19 protein-coding genes are annotated in these 24,849 nt (G+C 47.5%); 9 read left to right on the top strand and 10 right to left on the bottom strand.

The window, feature by feature from the left end; all coding sequences use genetic code 11:
- Positions 1-35 precede the first annotated feature (35 nt).
- Entirely contained in the window at positions 36-224 is a 189-nt protein-coding gene (locus tag AAC052_RS18685) for a hypothetical protein (protein WP_339814993.1), read from the top strand.
- Between the two features lie 149 nt (positions 225-373).
- Entirely contained in the window at positions 374-991 is a 618-nt protein-coding gene (locus AAC052_RS18680; RefSeq protein ID WP_339814992.1) for a DUF2202 domain-containing protein, read from the top strand.
- Between the two features lie 103 nt (positions 992-1,094).
- On the opposite strand, the gene AAC052_RS18675 is transcribed toward AAC052_RS18680, so the two are convergent.
- Positions 1,095-2,552, bottom strand: coding sequence for an aldo/keto reductase (locus AAC052_RS18675; RefSeq protein WP_339814991.1), 1,458 nt, complete (start codon positions 2,550-2,552; stop codon positions 1,095-1,097).
- Between the two features lie 8 nt (positions 2,553-2,560).
- Positions 2,561-4,057 carry an APC family permease gene (locus AAC052_RS18670; protein ID WP_339814990.1) on the bottom strand — a complete coding sequence of 499 codons (1,497 nt, stop codon included), beginning with the start codon at positions 4,055-4,057 and terminating at the stop codon, positions 2,561-2,563.
- 319 nt (positions 4,058-4,376) lie between these two features.
- Here AAC052_RS18670 and AAC052_RS18665 point away from each other — a divergent pair, with 319 nt between their 5' ends.
- Positions 4,377-4,871, top strand: a complete 495-nt coding sequence (locus tag AAC052_RS18665; protein WP_317488151.1) for a methylglyoxal synthase — start codon at positions 4,377-4,379, stop codon at positions 4,869-4,871.
- A gap of 101 nt (positions 4,872-4,972) precedes the next feature.
- Positions 4,973-6,451 carry an FGGY family carbohydrate kinase gene (locus AAC052_RS18660; protein ID WP_339814988.1) on the top strand — a complete coding sequence of 493 codons (1,479 nt, stop codon included), beginning with the start codon at positions 4,973-4,975 and terminating at the stop codon, positions 6,449-6,451.
- Positions 6,452-6,506: 55 nt separating this feature from the next.
- Here AAC052_RS18660 and AAC052_RS18655 read toward each other — a convergent pair whose 3' ends face one another.
- The gene (locus tag AAC052_RS18655; RefSeq protein WP_339814987.1) at positions 6,507-8,021 is read right to left on the bottom strand and encodes a hypothetical protein; all 1,515 of its coding nucleotides are present in this window, start codon (positions 8,019-8,021) and stop codon (positions 6,507-6,509) included.
- A 281-nt stretch (positions 8,022-8,302) separates the two neighbouring features.
- On the opposite strand from AAC052_RS18655, the gene xylA reads away from it, so the two are divergent.
- Both xylA and AAC052_RS18645 read left to right on the top strand, forming a co-directional pair.
- Complete coding sequence (gene xylA, locus AAC052_RS18650; RefSeq protein WP_317488154.1) at positions 8,303-9,631, top strand: xylose isomerase; 1,329 nt, start codon at positions 8,303-8,305, stop codon at positions 9,629-9,631.
- Positions 9,632-9,737: 106 nt separating this feature from the next.
- A complete protein-coding gene (locus tag AAC052_RS18645; RefSeq protein WP_339814986.1) occupies positions 9,738-10,823 on the top strand; it encodes an aldose epimerase family protein in 1,086 nt (361 codons plus the stop codon).
- 309 nt (positions 10,824-11,132) lie between these two features.
- Here the strand turns inward: AAC052_RS18645 and AAC052_RS18640 are convergent, their stop codons facing one another.
- From AAC052_RS18640 to AAC052_RS18630, 3 genes are all read right to left on the bottom strand, one after another.
- Positions 11,133-11,597: an RES family NAD+ phosphorylase gene (locus AAC052_RS18640; RefSeq protein WP_339814984.1), complete on the bottom strand. Its 465-nt coding sequence runs from the start codon at positions 11,595-11,597 to the stop codon at positions 11,133-11,135.
- Positions 11,598-12,089, bottom strand: coding sequence for an antitoxin Xre/MbcA/ParS toxin-binding domain-containing protein (locus tag AAC052_RS18635; protein WP_317488157.1), 492 nt, complete (start codon positions 12,087-12,089; stop codon positions 11,598-11,600).
- A 116-nt stretch (positions 12,090-12,205) separates the two neighbouring features.
- The gene (locus tag AAC052_RS18630; protein ID WP_317488158.1) at positions 12,206-13,078 is read right to left on the bottom strand and encodes an AraC family transcriptional regulator; all 873 of its coding nucleotides are present in this window, start codon (positions 13,076-13,078) and stop codon (positions 12,206-12,208) included.
- 255 nt (positions 13,079-13,333) lie between these two features.
- Between AAC052_RS18630 and AAC052_RS18625 the strand changes: the two genes are divergently transcribed.
- The 3 genes from AAC052_RS18625 to AAC052_RS18615 all read left to right on the top strand — a co-directional run bounded on the left by AAC052_RS18625 (position 13,334) and on the right by AAC052_RS18615 (position 19,044).
- A complete protein-coding gene (locus AAC052_RS18625) occupies positions 13,334-16,810 on the top strand; it encodes a PVC-type heme-binding CxxCH protein (protein WP_339814983.1) in 3,477 nt (1,158 codons plus the stop codon).
- Between the two features lie 152 nt (positions 16,811-16,962).
- Positions 16,963-17,814, top strand: coding sequence for a sugar phosphate isomerase/epimerase family protein (locus tag AAC052_RS18620; RefSeq protein WP_317488160.1), 852 nt, complete (start codon positions 16,963-16,965; stop codon positions 17,812-17,814).
- A gap of 114 nt (positions 17,815-17,928) precedes the next feature.
- Complete coding sequence (locus tag AAC052_RS18615; protein WP_339814982.1) at positions 17,929-19,044, top strand: Gfo/Idh/MocA family oxidoreductase; 1,116 nt, start codon at positions 17,929-17,931, stop codon at positions 19,042-19,044.
- 65 nt (positions 19,045-19,109) lie between these two features.
- On the opposite strand, the gene AAC052_RS18610 is transcribed toward AAC052_RS18615, so the two are convergent.
- The 4 genes from AAC052_RS18610 to AAC052_RS18595 are packed head-to-tail and all read right to left on the bottom strand — an operon-like array spanning position 19,110 to position 24,631.
- Positions 19,110-20,303, bottom strand: a complete 1,194-nt coding sequence (locus tag AAC052_RS18610; RefSeq protein WP_339814981.1) for a hypothetical protein — start codon at positions 20,301-20,303, stop codon at positions 19,110-19,112.
- Positions 20,304-20,305: 2 nt separating this feature from the next.
- Complete coding sequence (locus AAC052_RS18605) at positions 20,306-21,115, bottom strand: outer membrane beta-barrel protein (RefSeq protein WP_339814980.1); 810 nt, start codon at positions 21,113-21,115, stop codon at positions 20,306-20,308.
- Positions 21,116-21,149: 34 nt separating this feature from the next.
- Positions 21,150-22,850, bottom strand: a complete 1,701-nt coding sequence (locus AAC052_RS18600; RefSeq protein ID WP_339814979.1) for a DUF1501 domain-containing protein — start codon at positions 22,848-22,850, stop codon at positions 21,150-21,152.
- Between the two features lie 2 nt (positions 22,851-22,852).
- Positions 22,853-24,631: a DUF1800 family protein gene (locus tag AAC052_RS18595; protein WP_339814978.1), complete on the bottom strand. Its 1,779-nt coding sequence runs from the start codon at positions 24,629-24,631 to the stop codon at positions 22,853-22,855.
- Positions 24,632-24,849 lie beyond the last annotated feature (218 nt).

The following is a 24,849-nucleotide window of genomic DNA, read 5'->3' as shown; positions in this document are numbered from 1 at the left end:
GCAGAAACGCACAACGGTACCAAGACTCAATTTTTTTGAATTTCATTAAAAACGGCCCACTGGATAAGTCTTTCGGAAGACTATATGCCCACCTATTCGATTGGAGGCAAGAAACGGATTACGCTGACTTTATCGACTTCAATGAAGAAACTGTGCTGCCGCTACTTGAGCAAGTGAGAAAATTAAATGACGAAATTCACCTGTTGATCGAGTCTAAACTATAACAGCCTCGATTAGTTCCATACCCGGTAATTCTCCACTTCCCAAAAGCTCACCTCGATTTTGCTCAAATCACCTCCTCTGTGACCACAGTCACTGCAAAACTTTCTCTCCCTGGTGATATTTGAGAAAGGAAATCCAAAATCAGCGACTCATGAAAAAGCTAATGATATTCGTGGCTATACTTGCTGCAATGGCATCGTGCCAAAACTCAAATGATGGTTCAGGTGAAGTGATGCTTACCCCACTTACCACGCAAGAAAAGGCAGACATCCTATTTCTGAGAGAGGAAGAAAAACTAGCAAGGGATGTGTATTTGTTTTCCTTTGATTTGTATGGACACATCATTTTTAACAACATCTCCAACAGCGAACAGACACACATGAACAGTGTTTACACCTTGATCGTGAAGTACAATCTCACCGACCCAACAGAAGGTAAGCAACGGGGAGAATTCGAGAATGAAGTTTTACAAAACTTATACGACAGCCTGTCTTCGCAATCATCCGTTTCATTACTGGAGGCTTTGAAAGTTGGGGCTGGCATCGAGGATTTGGACATTAATGATCTTGATGGCAATATTAGCCATACTACAAAAGCTGACGTCCTTCAGGTGTACTCCAGTTTACAATGTGGCTCAAGAAATCACCTGAGAAATTTTGCCCAGCAACTCGAAGGCATTAATGGCACATACGAACCTCTATTCATTAGCCCGGATGACTATAACACCATAGTAGCCTCTCAAAACGAGAGATGTGGATTGGCATACTAATCTAGCTTTGTTTCCGCCAGCTAACGCCTTGGGCACCACTGCGCTCCGAATCACAGCCGTCGTGCCCACAACTTGTTGGTGGCACGACCTGCCGGAACACCCGCTACTCCACCATCGCCTCAGCTTCTATCTCCACCAAATATTCCCTTCCAACCAAATTGGCCTGAACCAGTGTATTGGCCGGCTGAATATCTTTGAAGCGTTTGCCATGAACTCTGGCCACAGCCTCCCAGTCATCAATATTTCTGACAAAGATTCTGGTCCTCACCACCTCTTCCATGCTTGCGCCCAGCGACTGCAAGGCACCTTCTATTTTATCAAGCGCAAAGGTGGCCTGCGCCGCAGGGTCATTTCCACCTATAGCCTTGGCCCCATGAGTAGCAGTCGTGCCTGAAATCAAGATCCTGTTTCCCTTTTTCACGGCACGGCTAAACCCTGCCAGGTCTTCCCATTCCGTGCCACTCAAAGCTTTAATTCTTCCATCACCGCCTTCGGTGGTCGGATAGGGAACCGGGATCGCCTCAACATGGTGGCTGAGATCGCCCGACGCTGTTAAAAAAGGTGGTTTTCTGTACTCGTCTCCACAATCGCCGGGAATGGGGCTAAACCCTGCGATCACGTTTTCAATAGCTTTCTTGCTGTCGGCATCCAACCGGAAGTCAAACAACCTGAGGTTATCCATCACGTGCTCACTTTCTCCCAGTCTAGCGCCCACAATCACGCCGCCAACAGCAGGCTGCTCCAGCATATACCGGGTGGCCACATTGGCCATCGACACATGGTACTTCTCAGAGAGCTTCGAAAGCACCTGTAGCAAATCCTGCAGTTTCTTCCAACCTCCAGCCACATCCACAAAGCGCTTGTATTTCATTTGTGACCAGGTCAAACTTGCCTCCTGCTTGGGCTCGGGCTTACCCAGCCATTTCTCGGTCAGGAAACCGCCGGCCAATGTGCCAAAGGCCAGAATTTTCACCCCATGCTTTTCACACACGGCAGCCATGTCTCCTTTTGCTCTTTGATCAAGCAGAGAATAAGACACCTGGTTCGATACCACTTTGATCCCACTTTCCAGCACCATATTCAAATGGGCTGCATCGAAGTTCGTGAGGCCAATTTGCTTCAGCAGCCCTTCTTCTCTCAGTTCTTCCAGCCAATACAGACAATCTAGCCAGATTGGGTCAGCGTAGTTCCAGGCATGAAACTGCATCAGGTCAAGCTGCTCCATATTCATGCGCACAAGCGCTGTGGCCACGGCCTCCCTTACTTCTTTTTTAGTAACATGACCTGGTTTTGGCACCCACTTGGTCAGTAGATTTACCGGCCGGTAGTCAGCGTATTTCTTTTTGTAAATTCCCGCAATTATTTCGGCTGAGCCATAGTGATCTGCCATATCGAAGGTGACCAGTCCGGCATCGCCGTAGGCTTTCATCGACTTGGCAGCCGCTTCAAGATCCAGCGTTTTGCCGTCTCTTTCCATGTCGGCTACCTGCCACAACCCCGTAAGTACTCTCGATATCTTAAGGTCAGGTGCCAATTCACAATATTCCACTCTATTACTCATAGCTAATCTTATTCAGGGGGTAGTTGCGAAAACCTCTCCGACAGGTTGACGCCCTGTTTGGTTAGTTTTCCTTTTTCACGAAAATAAATCATTGTAGCGACAATCATCACCACTATCCATATAAAGGTAGAATGGAAATACCATGCACCCGGACTGCTTGCCAGGTCTTTGACGATATGTACAATGAGCAGGCTGCCCAGCAAAGCAGCGCCTGCCACAGCAATGAAAACCTGCTTCCATCGCTCCTTCACCACTACAATGCCCTTTGCAAGTGTTGGGTTTCTTCTCTGCAAAGTGTAAACTGAGACCACCATCAAAAGGAAGTTAACGAGCATGGAGGTCACCATAATATCTATCCCTAAAAAGAAATCGCTCGCCAGGTGGCATCCCAAGATCCCGATCGAGGCCATAACTCCGCTGACGACAATGGCCGTCGCAGGCGTTTTCCGCACGGGGTGTACCCGAGCGACACTCCTGGGGAATATGCCGTCCTCGGCCCAGGCAAACATGAGTCTGGAAACCGACAGGATCATGGCCGGCAAGTCGTTGATCAGCGCAATGGCAGCGCCAGCCAAAATAAGCACACCCCAAACAGGCGGCAGCACATAGCTCAGCAGGCCAGGAGCCGAAATGTCTTTTTTCATAGATTCAGCGGCAATGAAATCCCACGGCACGCTATGATAAACAGCCCATGTAAATAGGAAGTAAAACGCACCCACAGTCAGAATGGCGATCGCAATCGCAATAGGCAGCGACTTGCCCGGGTTTTTCGCCTCTCCCCCTGCCTGCGCTATTGAGTCGAACCCGATAAAGCTGGAAAACAGCAGGGCCGAGGCTGTAACAAAAATCTTCCAATCGAAAGGCTGAATGGCCGCCTCTGCTATTTGTCTGCCTTCCTTGGCCTGAATGGCGGCAACAAAATCGGCTTGGTCATGTGAAAAGCCTACCACAATGACAATAGCGCCAAGGCCAAACATCAAAAACATCAGCGGGATCAGTGTACGCTCATAAAGTTTAATGCCCTGAATATTGACAAGAACAAAAATCCAAAGGAAGGCAAATGAAATAGCAAGGCGAACCAACCCCAACTCCAAAATTTCTCCTATTTCTGCCCACCCAAGGCCAAAGGCGACATCTCTCAGGAAAGGAACGACCACGTAGGACACAACTCCGATGGCCACGGAAAGGCCAAACCATTGGGAAAAGCTTGCAACAAAACCCATATATGGATTGAGGGATCTGCTTACATGGACATAGCTGCCACCCGCCCTGGGCATAGCCGAACTGAGTATGGCATAGGCCATGGCCGCAAGAATAGCAGGCACGGCAGCCACCAAAAAAGCCGGAAGCACATAAGGGCCGATCCCGGGCACATTTCGCTGTATCATGAAAGGCACCACGTTGATGCCCGCCCCCATCATCGAGCAAATACCAGTAGCTGCAAGGCCCAGAATGCCCATTTGCCTTGTCAGTCCTGTTTTCACTCCACCATCTTTTTTTGCCATCTCACATCATTCAAATCTACCGTCTCCTGAGGATATAGTTAAACCTTTTGACGGTCACCACAAAATCATTTTTGATGATGCACCTTCGATGTTCCCATTTCAGCGAAAAATCTTTTTCAGAAAGGAAAGTTCTCTGCAACGGTTTGTTAAGAACTTTGCAATCGATTTCTCCGAAAAACACAACCTCTAATGGCCTGATTACGTTGCAATGAAACGAATCTTTTATTAAGAAAAAGGGTTAAATTTGTACAAATCATTGAGAAGTTGACACTGCAAGGTGTTTGAACGGAAATTGATTGACTTGAAAGTTGACACAACAATGGATACGATAGATAAAAAGAATATAGCGCTTGTTGCGCACGATTATAAAAAGAAAGACCTGATTGAGTGGGCACTCTTTAACAAGGGTGTATTAGCTGGTCATTCTCTTTTCGCCACCGAGGCTACCGGGAACCTTGTAGAAAAAGAGCTTAACTTGCCTGTGACCAAGGTAAAAAGTGGCTCTATGGGTGGTAATCAACAAATAGCCACTAAAATTTCTGAAGGAGAAATAGATATTCTCATCTTTTTCTGGGATCCCTTAGCACAGTTGCCAAGCGACCCTGAAGTGAAGGCGTTGCTGCGAATAGGCATGGCCTGGAACATTCCCGTTGCCTGCAACAGAGCAACAGCGGACTTCCTTGTTTCATCTCCACTGCTAAATTCTTCGTATCAAAAACAACAGCCCGACTACAAAGCGCAGGGAAAGGAAAACCTTTCCGAGTCTTTCTTTTCAGACACTGACGAGAACTACGGCCTGCTGTTGACCATTTAGCAGCTTACATCACCGAAGCTTAATCAAACACCCGATCCGTAAAATGAAATGGATTTGGGATAGGTTTGCTATTTTAGCACACATTTAATCAAATTTGCACCATGTTATTATTAGGTATAGATATAGGAACTTCTTCCGTCAAAATTTCTGTAGTGGACGCCCAAACGCAAAAATGCATTGCTTCCACTCATTATCCGGAAACGGAGGCGACGATTTTGTCGCCAGAGCCAGGTTGGGCGGAACAATCCCCCAACATGTGGTGGGAATACACACAACAGGCCATCACAAAGCTTAACGCTACCAAAAAATATAACCCCAAAGACATTGGGGCTATTGGCATTGCCTACCAAATGCACGGGCTCGTGATAGTGGACAAAGACCAAAAGGTGCTGCGTGATTCGATCATTTGGTGCGACAGCCGGGCTGTGGAAATAGGCGATAAGGCGTTCAAAGCCATCGGCAAAAGCGTGGCGCTTTCTTCGCTCCTTAATTCGCCAGGGAATTTCACCGCATCGAAACTGGCCTGGGTGAAAGAAAACGAGCCTTTCTTGTACGACAAAACATACAAGCTCATGCTGCCTGGCGATTTTATTGCCATGAAGTTTACGGGCGAAATCACCACGTCAGTTTCCTCTCTTTCTGAAGGAATTTTCTGGGACTTTCAAAAGGACGAGCTTTCTGACCCGGTATTCAACTACTTCGGTTTTTCAAAAAGCCTGGTGCCCGACATCAAGCCTGTGTTCTCGGAGCATGGCACAGTAAGCTACGCCGTTGCCGAACCGTTAGGCTTGAAAGCTGGCATTCCGGTCACCTACAAGGCGGGAGATCAACCCAACAACGCCCTGTCGCTCAATGTATTTGAGCCGGGCGAAGTGGCAGCGACCGCAGGCACATCCGGCGTGATCTATGGTGTAACTGACCAGGTAAGCTACGATCCGCAGTCGAGGGTAAATACGTTTGCCCACGTTAACTACGCCAGTGAGAAAAAGAGGTTGGGCGTGCTGCTGTGCATCAACGGTACGGGCATAATGAACCGCTGGATAAAATCTGTGGCTGGACAGCACCTCACCTATGAGCAAATGAATGAAGAAGCGGCCAAAGCCAAGCCAGGCAGCCGGGGCCTCTATGTGATGCCTTTTGGCAACGGCGTGGAACGTATGCTCGAGAATAAACTAATAGGTGCCCACATCCACACCATTGACCTCAACACTCACGGCCCGCATGAATTATTCCGGGCAGCGCAGGAAGGTATTGCGTTCTCGTTCCGCTACGGACTCGACATCATGAGAGACAATGGCATGAGCCCGAAGGTGATCAGGGCTAGTTATGCCAACATGTTCCTGAGCGATGTGTTCACAGAGGCATTTGTGAACGTAACAGGCGTGCCTGTAGAACTCTATGAGGGTGATGGCAGTGTGGGTGCTGCGGTAGGTGCCGGCTTGGGCGCTGGCGTTTACGCCGACCAGAAAGACGCCTTCAGGAACATGAAAAGGCTTCGGGTAGTGGAGCCTTCAAAAAATACCGACTATGAGCCGCACTATGAAAAGTGGCTTGGAATTCTGAAAAGCCATCTTGGTTAATAGAAAAGTGGCTGCTATCGTTAAACAATAGCATCCCTTTTAGTTATTTGGCCTGTCAGTTTTCGTATTCGTAAACAGTCTTTGAAGTATACGTGGCAGTTGGATTCTGGTAGCCAACATACTTCACCTGTTTCTCCATAGGGTAGCCGCTTTGATAAGTATAGGTGTACTGGCCAGGCACATATATTGGGAAGCTCCCTGCATAACTTTGAGTCTGGCCATTCAAGTTGTTCTTACTTGACTCACGAAGAAAATAATCCGTGATTCCCAGCAAATAGTGGGGGTTGATAAAGGAATCGTAGTGCTTTTGGCTGGAGCTAGTTCCCGTTGTGCTACCCACACCCGAATATTCCGAGACGATGTTTCCCTTGTCAAATTCGTAGTAATAGGTAAAGAAATTCCCATTGTCAAAACTGTACCGTATGCCAGTAAACTCATCCGTCTGCGAGTTATATAACCAGACAGCTTCCTGACCTCCGTTTAATCCTGTTTGCACAACTTTTGAAACCTTGCCATCGCTTCTGTAATAGTACTGCTGCGTATCAAGCAGCGTGTTGTCCATAGTCCTTTTGACGTTATCCAGTCGGCCGTTCTTATACTCGTACCAGGTGATTAGCTGGAGTACCCACTCATTGGTATCGTGATTAAAGTGATAAAAATCTCTCCTGGCTAGCTTGCCTTCTTCATTGTAAATGTAATCTATATGGCTTTCCAGCTTCGAACCCTCAGCCAGCAGCATATACTCAGTCTCACTCTTCAGCCTTTTGGGTGCCTTTTGCCCTTCCAGTTTCACTGCACGTTTCTCAAAAAGTTCCTCTCTTGTCAGCTCTCTTTCGTAAACATCGCCCCAGTGTGTCCAAGTAATGTAATAGTTGTCGAATCTTGTCGGAATACTGATATTCTCCACGCCTTCAATATCTCTGCCAACTGACCACGAATTACCTTCGTCGTCGGTAGCTGTAATTAATACCGACGGCTTGATACCGTCATAAACAAACCCACCAACATTAACAGATGCACTGAAGGAAACAAGGGTCACTTCATCGCTCTTTCCGCCAAAAACCTCGACAGCGTAACCAAAGTCAGCTGCATCTTCCACCACAAAAACCTGACCCACTTCTGTGTTAGCCACAATTGTACCCCCTGCTTTTCCGTCAACCACCAGCGGCAAGCCCATTTGGAGCTCTTCTCCCTTCAGCGATCCTTCGTGCGGGGTTGCCAGCACCACTTTATCCTCAGCATTGAAAACCACAAAGCTGGAAAGCCGGTAGGTGGCCGAAGGTATTTCAAATGCCTCAGTGAAATAACTCCCTGCCTTGAGGGAAAGTGCTACTTTCTTATTGCTCACCACCTCTACCTCATTGTTGTCCGTCATGGCAATTACAGCATATGCTGGTTGCCTTTCGGATGCGTTGAAAAGTGGAGGCGGGTTAAAAGAAAGCTTTATTGATGCTTTTTGACTTCCTGGGTTTTCATTTTCACCTGGAAGTGCATCGTCGTCGCCAGAACAGGCAGCAAACATACCCACCAGGGCAGTGGCTGCAAAAAAGTTAAGAAATTTGACCTTCATGTTTATTTGAAAAATTAAAAATATTGGTACTCGCTTTAAAAAATTCACCCGGTAGAAGTTTCGGTCAGTAGATGTGGATGGTAAAGCTGAAGAGTAGACGGAAATCGAAATCGAAAGGTTGGAGATGTCGCAAACAATTTTTGATCATGACGCAATTGAGGCTACCATTCCCAGCGGAATAACAATCGGGAAAAGTTATAAAGTGGAAAATTTTTCGCCTTCATCTCATTATTCTGCTAACTTAACGCCCTGTTTTTTAAACCCCCAAAAACACTTGAAACATGGCAATAACTCTTGGAGAAAAAGAATTTTTTAAAGGCATAGGTCAAATCAAATTTGAAGGACATGGCTCCGACAACCCTATGGCCTACCGCTGGTATGACGAAAACAAAGTGGTAGCAGGCAAAACTATGAAGGAGCACTTGCGGTTTGCAGTAGCCTACTGGCACTCCTTTGTTGGCAGTGGTGCCGATCCTTTCGGTGCACCTACGCATATTTTCCCCTGGGATGTGAAAGGCGATGCGGTAGAAAGAGCAAAAGACAAGATGGATGCTGCTTTCGAATTCATGACAAAATTGGGCCTTCCATACTATTGCTTCCACGACGTGGACGTGGTTGACTATGGAGATAATGTGGTTGAAAATGAAAAAAGGCTTCACGCACTTGCCGAGTACGCCAAGAAAAAACAGGCGGCCAGCGGTGTAAAATTACTCTGGGGCACAGCCAACCTGTTCTCCCATGTCAGGTATATGAATGGTGCTTCTACCAACCCGGATTTCCATGTGCTTACCCATGGTGCGGCACAGGTAAAAGCCGCTTTGGATGCAACAATCTATCTTGGAGGCGAAAATTATGTGTTCTGGGGAGGTCGTGAAGGCTACATGTCGCTACTGAACACTGACATGAAGAGAGAGCAGGATCACCTGGCGATGTTCCTTCACAAAGCCAAAGATTATGCCCGTAAGCAAGGCTTCAAAGGTACTTTCTTTATTGAGCCTAAGCCATGCGAGCCAACTAAGCACCAGTACGACTACGATTCAGCCACTGTTATTGGCTTCCTTCGTCAGCACGATTTGCTTAACGACTTCAAACTGAATATCGAAGTAAACCATGCTACATTAGCTGGCCATACATTTACCCATGAACTGCAGGTGGCCTCCGATGCAGGCTTGCTTGGTTCTATTGATGCCAACAGAGGCGATTACCAGAACGGCTGGGATACTGACCAGTTCCCTAACGATATCACCGAGGTTACCGAAGCTATGATGATCATTTTGCAAAACGGAGGCTTTGGCGGTGGTGGCATCAACTTCGATGCGAAAATCAGAAGAAACTCTACTGATATGGAGGACTTGTTCTATGCCCACATTGGTGGTGTTGACATCTTCGCCCGTGCGCTGGTAGCTGCCGACAACATCTTACAGAAGTCGGAATACAAGAAGATTCGCAAAGACCGTTATGCCTCATTCGATAGCGGAAAAGGCAAGGAGTTTGAGCAGGGTAAGCTCTCTTTGGAAGATCTTCGCAACTATGCTGCCGAAAACGGAGAGCCTGCAATGACCAGTGGTCGCCAGGAATATATCGAGAACCTGATCAACAGGTACATCTAGACCAAAACCAGCCAGAGCATCAAAAGCGATGCTCTGGCTTTACCTTACTAATATGAAACCTACTATACTACTTTGCTTATTGGCCCTGGGCCTAAACGCTTGCACAATGCCTACTAAAGAAAAGACTGAAGAGACTGCAACCGCCTCCCGCATATCTGCTGCCGATTGGGGTGAGGTAGATGGCAAAAAGGTTCAGCTATTTACGCTGACCAACGAAGCCGGTTCAGAAGTAAAAATCACTAATTATGGTGGCATCGTCACCGAGTGGAACTTCCCTGAAAAAAATGGGAAAGTATCCTCTATTGTATTGGGTTTCGATAGTTTGAAAACATACCTGGCTGGCCATCCGTTTTTTGGGGCAATCGCCGGCCGCTATGCCAATAGAATCGCCAAAGGACAATTTTCCATTGATGGTGAAACTTACACCCTTGCCAAAAATAACGGAGAAAATTCTCTCCATGGAGGTGTAAAAGGCTTTGATAAACAGGTTTGGACTGCCAATGCTATAGATGGTGACGAACCTTCACTTGAGCTGACCTACCTTAGTGCCGATGGCGAAGAAGGTTATCCTGGTAACCTCAATGTAAAGGTGGTTTACACGCTCACTGTCAATAATGAGCTAAAAATCGATTACACAGCCACCACTGACAAGGCTACTGTTCTCAACCTGACGAACCATAGCTATTTCAACCTTACGGGCAGCCCAGCTAATACAATACTAGATCACGAGCTGAGAATTAAAGCTCAGAGATACACACCGGTTGATGGAGGGTTAATTCCCACAGGTGAGCTAGCACCAGTTGCCGGAACACCGTTTGACTTTTTTGATGCAGCCAAGATAGGCGAACGGATTGAACAAACCGGAGGTGATCCGTTTGGTTACGACCATAACTTTGTTCTGGATGGGGAAGCGGGGCAATTGAGAAATGTGGTTATCGTGACGGATTCTGTCTCGGGAAGGAGGCTGGATATGGCGACCACGCAACCAGGTGTGCAATTCTACACCGGCAATTTTCTCGACGGCAGCGTTAAAAGTGATGAAGGTATTCCATACGGCAGAAATACAGGTTTTTGTCTGGAAACACAGCATTTCCCCGACTCTCCTAATCAACCTGATTTCCCAAGTGCTTTGCTGAAACCAGGGGAAACTTACCATCAAACCACAGTGTACAAAATAAGCCTGATGGAGTAGTTACCACATTGGCGCAGAAATAGAAAGCACTGCCCTAAGGGCAGTGCTTTTGTTTCTATAAAATTTCTTCTCTAAACCCACCAGAACTTTCTGGGATCAAGCGGAAAATCTGGGGGATAAAACTCGAAAGGAGTGTTATTCGATTCAGCAAATAGGCGGCAATAAAAAAGCAAAACTGGTTCAATGCGTCTCGCCCGACCGGGCTTCTCCAGTCGGACAGGCTTGGACCTTTTGCTTTTTTTTTGCAAGCGGAAAATACCCATGCGAAAAATCAATCCCCCCAGAAATACAGATTGATCCACTTTCTGGTCAGCCCCATTCATTCAACTCGAATAACACGTCTTCTTCAGCTATGATCTCCATCGATTTCATAGCTTCCGGGTGCAATGGGTTAATCAAGAGGTTATGCTCCGTCGAATAGCTGGACAATGGAATACGGCATGAGGGCACTTTCAAAAAGGGTGACATCATACGCTGCGCCCAATTGGTACCAAAAGCCTGAGTAGACGTCGGGTAAGGTCGACGACCCCAGTCAGGTGGCAAGTCCTCCGACATCAGGTGAGGTGCGTCCGCATTTATCTTAATGGTGATCAATACCCACGACCCGTTCGCCACTACTGGCCCCTTGATAGCCAGCAGTTCCATAAACGTGATGGCGCTGACATTGCTGGCGTAAATGATAGGGGTGCCGGGGAAATTCCATCTACCGCCAGCCCTTCCATAGCCCAATGGGGTTGAGGCAAATGCCTTATTGATCAGTCGAAAGTATTTCACCTACAAAACGTTGCCCCACAACAGCGCCTCCATGGCATTGTCAACCAGCTCTATTCCATAGGGGCTTTTGATTAACTCAATAGGCTTTTGATTGCCCAAGGCCTGGTTGACAGTAGAGAGCCATTCTTTCAATTGCTTCTCCGAACCAAAAACCTTCACCCCCTTAGCGATGATGTGGTCAATATCATACATGGCTTTGGATCTCATTTTACCTATCGTTTTATCACCTTTATCCCACCTGAACAATGTGCTGGGATCAACTTCCAGCACTCCGGACAGCTCCTGCTGACTGTAGCCAAGGTATTGCACCATTGGCTTAATGCGCTCATAAACAAGCTCAGGCTCTTTGGCCATCAACGGCGGATCATCATTCTGAGCATAAGGCTTGAGAAAATGGTAAGCTTCCGTGTCTACATTAATTGTAGCCACTTCGTTATTCACGCTTGCTATCCGCCACGAACGCCTTTCAGACCTATTGCTTTCCTCAGCCATAAATTGTTTTCTTTTCGCCCACTCCAACTTATGGAGTTATTGCATTTGCAATACTAATATACGCTTTTTGCAATAGGCTAGTTACAACAATTTAACTTTTTTCAAGAGCCATCAGGTTAAATCACTTTCCGATACTCTTTTCTATACTCCAGCGGAGCCATGCCCGTGATCTCCCTGAACTGCCGATTGAAGTTGGAAAGCGTTTTGTATCCACATTCAAATCCAACGGCCGCCACCGATAGCTCGCCGTCCACAAGCATGTGACAGGCCTGCCCCACTCTTACCTCACTTACAAATGACGAGAAAGTCTTGTTCGCCCTCGTTTTAAAATACCTACTAAAGGCGACCGGGCTCAGGTTCGCCAGCGATGCCGCTTCTTCAAGCGTAATCTTCTGTCTAAAGTTGTCAATGACGTAGTGATGAACCAGATTCATCCGGTCTCCGTCAGACGCTTTCAATTGAAAACTGGCCGGGCCCGACGACACATATCTGTACTCCTTCGAATGTGCAAGTGCACTAAGTATCTTCAAAAACTGAATAACGCTTTCGATCCCCTCCGAATTCACCATTTTGAGCATCCATTCTTTTACCTGACTCCGTGTATGTCCATAATACTCCAGCCCTCGCTTTGCTTTCTCGAAGAGATACTTCAAACCAGCAAGTTCCTCTTTTTCCAACATTTGATGGCCTAGAAAATTCTCATCGAAGTAGATAACAATACCTCTTGTCGACAGCTGACTGTCTTTAGCAAAATAAGACTCATGGCACCGCCACAGATGGGGCAGATTAGGGCCGGAAAGCAACAGATCGCCTTCCTTGAAGGGCTTGATCGTATCCCCGACAAACCTGGTTCCATGGCCCTTGAGGACTACAAAGAGTTGATACTCCGGGTGAAAATGCCAGTTGGGGTCGAAATACGCATCCTGCAGGTCTTTGATAACAAATACCCTGGAATCTGGAATGGCCGATTTTTGAATAGGTACTCTCATGGGGCAAATGCGATACGGTCTGGTTTCAGTGCCACAATTTTCTCATAAAAAAGAATAAATGACTGATAAGTAAGTTAAAATAAAGTCAGAACAGGTCAAAAAAGTGAGAGCATTAATGAATTCTATTTTGCAATATTGATAGTCAAAAATGAACTGCGTTGTCAGATTGACAGATCACATGCATTTTAAATACGCCTCATTGTTGAATAAATAAAAATCATCCAAGCGTAATCGGTAGTCGAAAACAACTAAGTAATGAAATACACAATACCTACTTTAACCTCTGCCAGAGCAGTTCTCGGGCTTCTCAGTTTGGCAATGACCTTGTTCTTTACCTCGTGCAGCAATAACAGTGGCCCGAGGAGGCTGGAAATCCTTTTTCTGGGACATGCGAGTGAGCACCATCCTTCAGAAAAATATGCCCCCATCCTGGCTCAGGCTGTCGCACAACGGGGCATCAACATCTCCTATACGAACGATCCCAATGATTTGAATGCCACCAACCTGGCCAAATTTGATGGGCTTATCCTTTATGCCAACCACGATTCAATTACTTCCTCACAGGAAAAAGCTTTGCTGGATTTTGTTGAAGGCGGTAAAGGTTTTATCCCCATCCATTGTGCCACCTGGTGTTTCCGTAATTCGCCAAAAGTGGTCAATCTGATGGGGGGCCAGTTCAAGACACATGAGACAGGCACTTTCACAGCCGACATCCTGATGCCGGAGCATCCCGTGATGCAAGGTCTATCGACTTTTGAAACATGGGATGAAACCTACGTGCACGACAAGCTCGCCAGCGACAACACCGTGCTGATGGAAAGAGTGGAAGGCGATCATCACGAACCATGGACATGGGTAAGAAACCAGGGCAAAGGCAGAGTGTTTTATACCGCTTACGGGCACGACGAGCGCACATGGAATAACACTGGCTTCCAGGACCTTGTAGCAAATGGCATTTTCTGGGCTGTGGGCGACGAGGTGGCACAGAAGGCTAAACAATTCAAAATAGCTCAGCTCAGCTATTCAGACGCCGTAATACCCAACTACGAAAAGAGAGACCCGGCACCAAAACTTCAAGCACCATTGTCTCCCGATTCGTCAATGACACATATCCAAATACCTCCCGGGTTCGAGCTGTCGCTTTTCGCATCAGAGCCTGATATCATCAACCCAATTGCCATGGCCTGGGACGAAAAAGGCCGCCTTTGGGTGGTTGAAACCGTTGACTATCCCAACACCGTGCGTGACGAAGACGGTGTAGGTGACGACAGAATCAAAATTCTGGAAGACACCGATGGTGATGGCAAGGCCGACAAGTTCACAGTATTCGCCGACAAGCTCAACATACCAACCAGTATAGTATTTGTGAACGGGGGCATCCTGATTTCGCAAGCACCCTTGTTCTTGTTTTTGAAAGACACAGATGGTGATGACAAGGCCGATGTAAGAGAAGAAGTAATGGGAGGCTGGGGAGTATCGGACACTCATGCCGGGCCTTCCAACTTGAGATACGGGTTCAACAACAAAATTTGGGGCACCGTAGGCTACTCTGGCTTTGAAGGCAAAATTGGGAACGAAGATTTTGAGTATGACCAGGCAGTCTTCAACCTCAGCCGTGACTTCAAACACATGTCGCACCACACCCGCACAACCAACAACACATGGGGACTGGGCTTCACCGAAAACAACGATATTTTTGTTTCGACCGCCAACAATACCCACACGGCATATGTCAATGTACCCTATGCCTTCACCAAAAAGGTGAAAAACTTCTCGAATGACTTCGCCACCAAGCTGGACGGCCACTACGCTATGCATCCTGTTACCAAAAACTACAGGCAAGTCGATGTGTTTGGCGGGTTCACAGCTGCAGCCGGGCACAACTTTTATACGGCCCGCCGCTTCCCTAAAGAATATTGGAACAGGGTTGCTTTCATAGCCGAGCCAACCGGCAAGCTGCTGCACAAAGGCATATTTGAAGTAGACGGCGCCGGCTTCAAAGAAAGCGACGGCTGGAACATGATGGCGGCCTCCGACGAGTACATGTCACCTGTGCATGCGGAAGTGGGCCCTGATGGCAACCTTTGGGTACTCGACTGGTACAACTTCATCATCCAGCATAACCCTACCCCGACTGGCTTCGAAAATGGGAAAGGAAATGCGCATGTGAACCCACTCCGTGACCGCACCCATGGCCGGATTTACAGGATTTCCTACAAAGGTGCTCCGGAGGCCGAAAAGATCGTTCTCGATCGCAAAGAACCGGCCTCCCTCATTAAAGGCTTGAAAAGCAGCAACATGTTTTGGCGGCTTACCGCCCAGCGTCTGATTGTTGAGGAAGGTGACCAAAACATCCTTCCACAGCTTTATGAATTAATTGGCTCGTCCAAAGAAGATGAGATAGGCGTAAATGCCCCGGCCATTCACGCCATTTGGGCAATTGAAGGCCTTGGCGCACTGAATGGAACAAATGAGGAAGCTACACGAATAGTGACCAACGCCTTACGCAATGCAAATCCGGGCGTTAGGAAAGCTGCCATTCAGGCCTTGCCAAAAAATGCTACGACAGTGGAATCGTATTTCAACGCCGGCTCATTTAATGATCCCAACCTGAATACAAGACTGGCAGCATTTATTGAGGCTTGTTACATGGCTCCTTCCAATGAGCTGGGTAAAATGTTTTTTGAAGCTAGCCTCAACGAAGAAAATGCAGCCGATCAGTGGCTATCCAAGGCTGTGAGGGCCGGGTCGTTAGCTCACAAAAACGGTTTCATTGCGACCTACCTGCAAAACACTACCGAGCTTAAGCCCGATGGCCTCACAGAGCAAATCTATTCCAGCACCAGCTTCACGCTCCTGAACCTTGGAGGCACCAAGTATGTAGCTGCAGCTGACTTCCCTTCAGTGGTTGGCAAAGAAATTTACCTCAGCGGCAATATCTGGAAAGGCAATACCATACTCAACGGGATGCTTATCCAACATGGGGACAAGACCAACGGTTACGGAGTCTTTGCCGACAACGATGACTTCATTGTCGTGGTCAACCAGAATGGAAAAACATATACCGGAAAAGGCACGACCGATATGCCGGTGAGCTTTAAATGGGAGTTCCAGCTAACCAAGGCAGGTGCCACCTTTATCGTGAACAACGTCCCGGCGGTTTCTGTGAAAACCGGAGGATTGTTTGACAAGGAGCTGAAACAGGGGCTGCGCATCGACAAGGAAGCTGATGGCATGACTGGCGTGAAAAGCGGCACCATAGAACGCTTCACCCGGGGCATTTACAACCTGGTGGCAGAAGTGGGCGGCGACAATAACCTATCCGCTTCTCTTGACGCCGACAAGGTGATCGTGCTGAAGACAATTCCAAACAAAATGGAATATGACCTCAAAACACTTGAAGTAGAGGCAGGCCAGACGGTCGCTATTATTTTTGAAAACATCGACTTCATGCAGCATAACCTGCTGATTGTGAAACCAGGGACACTGGAAACAGTGGGAGCCGCTGCAGACAAAATGGCCGCAGACGCCAATGGCGCTGAGAAGAGCTACATTCCTGATGTTCCGGAGCTGCTTTACTCAACCAGGCTGGTAAATCCTGGAGAAAAAGTAGTATTGACCTTCACTGCGCCATCGGAGCCTGGCGACTATCCGTACCTGTGTACATTCCCGGGCCACTGGAGGATCATGAATGGCATTTTGAAAGTAACAAACGGCAAATCAGCCGACTAAATTGAAAATATCAAACTCACGTCAGCGCACTTGCTTCAGACGTGAGTCTTGATTTCCTTTATCCATTACCAAACTTACCTACCGGTCTCAGAACCGTCCACCCCGGCAAATGTCGGGGTGGAACCTGAGGCTTCTAAAAGAATTAAAGGCTAATGAATGTACAATTTGCAGCAAGCACCTGGCTTTGGACGAGTCCTTTCAGCTCCGATTCTGTTTCGCTCTTTTCGAAAATCCGAAAAATAGGTTTCGATGCGGTAGAAATAGCCGTGGAAGATCCTGCGTTGATTGATACTGGCATATTGAACCGTGCCCTCAAGGACAATGACATCAAGCCCATCATTTGTGGAGCCTTCGGGCCAACAAGGGATCTCACCAATGAAGACCCGGCCATCCATAAAAACTGCTTCAACTACATTGAGCAATGCTTCGACATCTGCGAAGCCGTAGGAGCTAAGTTCGTAGCCGGGCCTATGTATTCAGCAGTTGGGAAAGCACGACTTGTACCTCCCGAACAAAGAAAAAAAGAGTGGGATCTGGCGGTTACTAACCTGAGAAAGGTGTGCGAGAGTGCTCAGAAACGAGGGTTGTCAATAGCATTGGAGGCACTGAACCGTTTCGAAACCGACCTCATCAATAATTCGGAGGACCTGATGAAGCTGATCAACGACATCAATCATCCGGCGGCGAGGGTATTGATCGACAGCTTCCATATGACGATAGAAGAGAAGAACCTGGCCGATGCAGTGAAAACGGTCGGTGATAAGCTCATTCACGTGCAGGTTTCAGAAAACCACAGAGGCATTCCGGGTACTGGCATGACCAATTGGAATGATTTGAAAACTGGACTTGAAGCTGTTGGCTACAATGGTGTGATTTCGATAGAAAGCTTCACTCCCAATGTGCAGGAACTGGCGGGTGCCGTTTGCATTTGGAAGCCGTTCGCTCCTACACAAGATATCTTTGCGGAAGAAGGTCTAAGATTCTTAAAGCAATGGGCAAAATAATTATCTTTTATTCCACTAAACATTTTCGGAGCGTCATGCCTGTCTTTCCAAGCCGGGAAGGCAGGCATCTCGAAATCTTACAAAATTTTAATAGCATATTTTACCCTAACTACTATGGCAAATAAACCCATCAACATCGCAATCATAGGACTCGGCTTCGGAGCCGAATTCATCCCCATCTATCAAAAGCTGCCAGGCGCCAACATGTATGCCATTTGTCAGCGCAACAAAGAAAAGCTGAATGAAATCGGCGATGCCTTCGGCATCGAAAAGCGCTACACCGACTACGACGAGCTGCTGAAAGATCCAAACGTTGACGCAGTGCACATCAACACGCCCATTCCAGACCATGCAAAGCAGTCAATTGCGGCACTCAAAGCTGGCAAGCATGTAGCCTGCACCGTGCCAATGGCCACCACCGTGGACGAATGTCGCCAGATTGTGGAGCTGGTAAAGGCAACCGGCCTCACCTATATGATGATGGAAACGGTGATCTACAGCCGTGAATTTCTGTTTGTGAAAGAAATGTACGAGAAAGGTGAAATGGGCCGCATCCAGTTCCTTAGAGCCTCTCACCAGCAGGAAATGGCTGGCTGGCCTGGCTACTGGGAAGGTTTGCCTCCCATGTACTACGCCACCCACTGCGTGGGCCCAGTACTAGCGCTGACCAAAGGCGAAGCAGAGCAGGTGTCGTGCCTGGGTTCAGGCCGCATCGACGAGAAACTAATTCCTGTCTACAATTCTCCTTTCGCTATCGAGACCTGCCATATCAAGTTCAAAAACTCGGACCTGGCAGCTGAAATCACCCGTTCTCTGTTCAACACTGCCCGCCAGTATCGTGAGAGCTTCGACGTGTATGGCTCCAAAAAGTCATTCGAGTGGACTTTGATCGAGCACGAACCAAGCGTGATCCACACCGGTGAGTCACCTGAGAAAGTGACTATACCTGACTACGCACATTTGCTCCCGAAAGAAATCCAGTCGTTCACCACTGCTGGCGTCTACGACTCCGACGACAACCAGCACCTATCCTTTATACAAGGCTCTGGTCATGGAGGTTCTCATCCCCATCTGGTCAACGAATTTGTCAATGCCTTGCAGGAGAAAAGAGAGCCGTATCCAAATGCCCGTCAGTCAGCCAATATCACTTGTGTGGGTATTTTGGCGCACGAATCTGCCATGAAGGGCGGCCAGCCAATTAAAATGCCGGATTTCACGCTATCAAAGTAAAATAACACAGATAAAAAGCCTTACCCGAGCGATCAGGTAAGGCTTTTTTTGTGCTCTCCAGAGAGTTACTCCTCCGTCTTCAGCACCCTCTTCTCCATATCAGTCTCAGAAATCTTCTCAACAAATATTCTTCTGAAACGTCCGGCAACGTAAGTCGTACCCAGCACCACCAAATGGTTCTCTTCATCCACGGTTAATGAAGATAGGGTAAACGGATTGGCATAACCAATGTGGGTAAGGCCAGCAAAATTGCCCGAGTTCTTTTCGTACATGTACAGGGCTATTTGCCGACTTTTGGTTTCCGCTGCGTAAATAATGTACTGAACTTCGTTCAGCATATAGTTCTTCAGCACAACTGGGGTGTGCGGTCTCCATTCGGCCGCATTGCTGGTGTATAAATCAACGCTCGAAGAAAGACCTCCCGTGCTCAGCGTAACGGATGGATAAATGTAGTTGTCGTCAAACTGGTAGCCCGAAATGGCAAACGTGCTTCCGTTTATTGGAAGCACGCTTCTGATACCGGCATCGGTAAACTGCCCCTGCACTACACCAGCTGGGTCGCCCGAAAAATTGGAGAAAACCAGCGACATGCTGTAATTAAAAAAGCCATTGAAATAAACGAGTGAACCGGATACCTCGCCACAGAAAAAGGACAACGATTTATCATCCGGTTGTGTATAATGATTAATAATGGCTTCTTCCACATCACTGCCGGGGCCAATAGTATAGGCTGCGGTTGAGCCAACACTTCCGGTTCTGTCGACTTTTGAAATCACCGATAGCTTATCATCAGGATTGTAGCTCAACAGCAAAAACTGATTGTCGGATGTTAATGAGCCCGCCAGCGGATAAAGCAAACCATTCAATGGTGTAGCGGTAATGTTTCCGAAACCCGGAGTAAAGGAAACCAGACTGGCCTGAAGGCTTACCGGATCCATGGCGAAGAAATAGAAGAAAGTATCGATCTTCATCAGGTCGGAAGTGGGAGCAATGGTGTTTTCTGAAAACTCGTAGCTGCTCTCAAACTCCCCTTCTTTGTCAACCTGCACCAGCTGAATGCCTGGAAACTGAGTTCGGTCCAGCGTTGTGGTAGCAAGGATCACATAGCTGTCCGTGCCCTCTTCCACGTCAAGCGGCCTGTAGTCAACATTATAGTTGCTATGATCGTAAATCCGGGTAAAAGAAGTAACCGGAACCTCATCATCCTTTTTGCAACCAAGCAATACCAGCAGGGCAATTAAGTAGTATAGTTTCTTCATAATCAAAGGGCCTGGAATTGTTTGTCGATAAAGCGGAGCGGGAATACAAAGCTCACGCTGCCTACAATATGACTCAAATGGACATCATCATTCTGGTCGCCCAGTGACGACAACTCATTTTGGCTGGTACCCTCCCGGGTCACGCTATTAAGCGATTGGTTGTAGGTGATCTCGATCACTGTGCGAATGTTCCAGTAGTCAAAGCTGGCACCACCACCAGCCACCCAGCCGTAGTAGTTTTGAAAAGCGTCTTTCACTCCAAGATTAAGCGTACCGCCATCGATGGTTTGCGGTGCCCCGAACGAATAGTCTGTTTGGATAATCTTTACCTGACGCTCAGCACCTACTAGGAACGAGTAGAAACCTCCTCCAAGTACGAACGGCCGTAGCTTTCCATTCTGGATCAGGTCATACTTAACAAAAATCGGCACGTTGATCACATCGACCCTTTGCTCCGACTCATAGATAGTGGCAAATCTTTCTGACTCCTGCTCTCCATTCCATTCAAGACTATTCGTATACCGGTACCTGCTTCTTTGATACATAGGATGAAGCCCAACAGAAAAGCCACGGTGATAAAAAGTCATCTCAATGCCTGCCTGCCCACCTGGTAATGCGTAGCTTTCATAAGTCTTCGTCAGCCTGTCCGACGGGTAGTCAATCGGGCTGAAACCAGAAAGCTGCGACTGCGCCATGGGGTTGGCAAGGTTGCTTCCAAACTTAACACCCAGCCAGAACTGTGTATCAAGAAACCCATACTTGGGTTTATTAGGCTTCGGCTTTTTCACCGGTTGTGCCTCGGCTACTGCCATAACAAACAATAGCAGCCCAGGCAACAACAGCCACCTAATTGATAATGAGTCTTTTTGCATCATTCAATTTTTCAGAATTAACTTTTATAAGATACACCCCGGGCGACAGCTTGGGCAAGTGCACTTTTATTTCCTGCGACCCTGGTACCAAACGCTGCTTGAAAGCCAGCACCGTGGCGCCAGTTTCGTCGATAAGTTTGAAAGCTGCCTCCTGCACATCGTTCACTTTCACTTTCAGGTTCACTACATCAGATGCCGGATTGGGATAAACACTCTCAATTTTAAAGTTAACAGAAAGATTCTGTTGCGTGCCAAGAATCACGTCTTTGATAAGATCCATCGGCTCGTAATTTCCACCTGTTTCCTTTGGCCCTTCTATCAGGTCTTCAAAAAAGATATCGTTTGCTACAACACTCTTGTCAACACCCATCCATTCATGCAGGATATTAGCATAGATCTGCCTGAAGTCGTGCTGCATTTCTACATTGCTCTTTGTCAGATCCGGGTTTGTACCATAAACACCCGGTTTCACCCCGCTGCCAAACATCATTACCGGCCCGCCTGTGCCATGGTCGGTACCGTAACTGCCATTTGAGCCTATCCTTCTGCCAAACTCTGAAAGGGTCACTGTCAGTACTTTATCCTCAATGCCCCGGGAAAGTAGGTCTCGCTGAAAGGCCCTGATGGCTGAGGTAATATGGTAGAGCAAGGCCCCGTGTACTCCCATGGTCGAGTCATAGTCCTCCACCTGATTAGCATGGCTGTCAAAGCCACCAATTTTCACGAGAAACACCTTTGTTTTCAGCCCACCGCCAAGCAACCTTGCTATGAGCTGAAACTGCCCGCTCAACGGGTTTTTTTTGCTGCCGCCAGGTGCATTGAAGGGATACCTTTCCGGGTAAGTAACGCTTGTTGCCGATGCACTCTCGTAAATCTGCAGCAGTCGCTTAATATAGGTTTCTGATTTATCTTCAAGGCTGAGTATCCAATCCATTTCCTTTCCGTAGGGCGAAGTTCTCAGAAACTCAGGAGGAATACCCCTTGGGTCTATTCCCTGATCCTCAAAGCCTGAAAGTTGATCTACAAGGTTTGCTAATCCGGTAGGACTTCCTCCTAGACCAATGGATGTTGGAATGTTGCCGTCCTGGTGAAAAAGCAAGGATACATCATTGCCCATTTCAAGCGCCAAAGGGTCTGGCATTGCTGCATTCGGGAAATCCTCCGGATACTTCTGCGGGGCATAAAGGCTGGTGAGATAACGTCCTGCCCAACCTGAATTAAAGTAATCGTCGGATGTGCCACCCATCATCCAGATGTCGGTGCCACGGAAGTGAGACCCGTTGTTATTTTTGTAGGACACCCCCTGAAACATGGCAGCCTTCCCAACATCGTACATATACTTAAAGTCCAGCATGTCTGGATGGAGCCCCACCTGGTCTGCAGACAGTAGCGTGCTGTCGAGAGGAATAAGCGTACGGTTGCCAACTTTGTTAGGTATAGCAATATTGGCTCTCCGGCTGTAGTATTGGTCGTATTGCTCTATGGGTATAAAAGTGTTGAGCCCGTCGTTGCCGCCGTTCATTTGCAAAATAATCAACACCCTGTCGTTGTCGCTCTGCGCTGCCAGCCTTTGAAGAGGTTCGTAGGAAGCAAGCAATTTGATAGGTACACCCTGAAATGCGATGGGCATTCCAGCTGCAAAACCTAGTTTCCTGATAAAATTTCTCCTCCTCATAATTACATCAATTGATACTCCGGTGACTGCAACATGGCATTCAACAGATTGGTGAGCTGGTTTGAAATCACTTCCGTATCCACTCCATTTTGCCACCTGAAAGTCCAGGAGGCTTCGGGGTCGGGGTCGATCTGCGGGCTAAAAAGAAAAGCATTCATAAAGAAATTGAGGCGCTCTACAGTTATTTCATTGGTTGCGTTGGCATCAAAAGTTAGGTTTTCGGACATCGGCAGAAAGTACCCAGCCAGCGCAATGACCAAAGCCCTGGCATTGGCTGCTGTAGCATTTGGTATATGGGTCTGCACAAATTCAAGTGCATTGACCTCACCAAGCTCCATGGGGGTTTCCATGGTAAGGTGTTGCCTGATAAAGTTGTACCTATTGGTCAGATAGTTAGTAGTAATCCAAGCCCGGTTGAACAAAGGAAACTGATGATACGCAGAGTAGCCAGCCACCTCGAACGGCTCGTAGTAGTCCATTCCCTGCACATCCACGCTACCTAAAAGAGATCCTGTGAATGAGTAAAACCCTTCCAGGTCAGTGGCATAGTCAGGAGCTTGCACACCAAATGAGCGCATGAAACCCACCACCATGTCTAAAGGTGACTTGATGATACCACCAAAGCTGTCGTCGTCAACACCATCGCCGGCTTCATAAAACTCCCTGCTTGTTAAAAGTGTCTCCAGTGTTGGCTGTAGCTTAAAGTCATTGGCCGTAAAAACATCGGCGATGTCCTGAATGACCCCGCTCTGAATCCCGGCGTTTATTTCGTGGTAAATAAAGAACCGATAAATCTTCCTGGCGATATTTCTTGCCGTCTCCGGCTGGGCATAGATCATTTCAATCAGCTGGTCTACCTCGTCGATCATGCTTTCCTCGTTGGGTTGCCCGTTTGGCTGAAGAGTTATGTCGGGCTGAATGGTGGCTCCCCCCATTCTGGTACTAAAAGTCTTAATGCCGTTGTCATGGCTACCGCCGCCGCCTTTTATTACACCTCTCGGCAAATTTGTGTCCACATCGACAGATAAAAAGCTGTCGTCGGTGTTAAAGCCAGAAAGCACTCTTGCCGCCTGCTGCACATCTTCCTCGGTGTAGTTAATGTAATCACCCTGAAATTCCGCTTCTGGCAATGTTCCCTCCAGGCCTCGCCCAATGGAGTACAGCTCCATCAATTCCCTGGCATAGTTCTCATTAGGGCTGCCCTTTACGTTCAGTCTGCCATCCAGAAACACCAGCATGGCATTATCAAGGCAAATCTTTTTCGTAAGTCCTTTGAAACTTTTAACCAATATCCGATCTGGAATAACCAGCTCCGGGTCGCCCGGCACCAGTCTATCTTCTTTGTCAAAAGCGTAAAACCTAAAGAGTGCATTCTGGAAATAAAGTGCCCGACTGCTATTCACCACCGATTTCTTTGTGGTAAAATGAGTGTGCATAAAAACCACCAATCGTTCCCTGAAAGCATAGGCCAATGATTGCTCATTGGATATACCTGCGCTAAGCATTTGGCCTATATGCCATCTTAAAAAGTACTGCTCAAGCTCGAACCCTTCGCTATTGGCATCGGTAGTGCCTGACACTACCCACTCCTGCCCTGTCAAAGGGTCTATGGGCAAAGGAGGCTCTGGAATATCAGTCATAAATAACCTGCCAATCGCTTCCTGTGCAGTGAGACTGGCAAATTCATCCACCTGCGTCAGTGTAGCACCAAAACAGGCCCTTCTCAGTAGGTGTGCAGCCCTTTTCTTGCCCAGCGTTCCTGATAACGGTGTTAGCGCCATATACTAAATTGTAAACTGGTTGTTGGAGTAAAACTCAAATTAGTTATAATTCTTATTAGATAAAGTATACTTGAGAAAATTAAACAAAGACATAACATTGACTATTTGTTGTTTCACATGCTCAAGGGTGTTGCATCAGAGCCAGTCTGGCCCCAACTTTTGATCGGAAAGTGCTTTCCAATACACATTTTAAGCATTTAATTTTACTTTCGCTCACT

It is taken from the genome of uncultured Imperialibacter sp. (assembly GCF_963974565.1).
GTDB lineage: Bacteria > Bacteroidota > Bacteroidia > Cytophagales > Cyclobacteriaceae > Imperialibacter > Imperialibacter roseus.
This window is presented reverse-complemented; position numbering and strand designations above follow the sequence as displayed.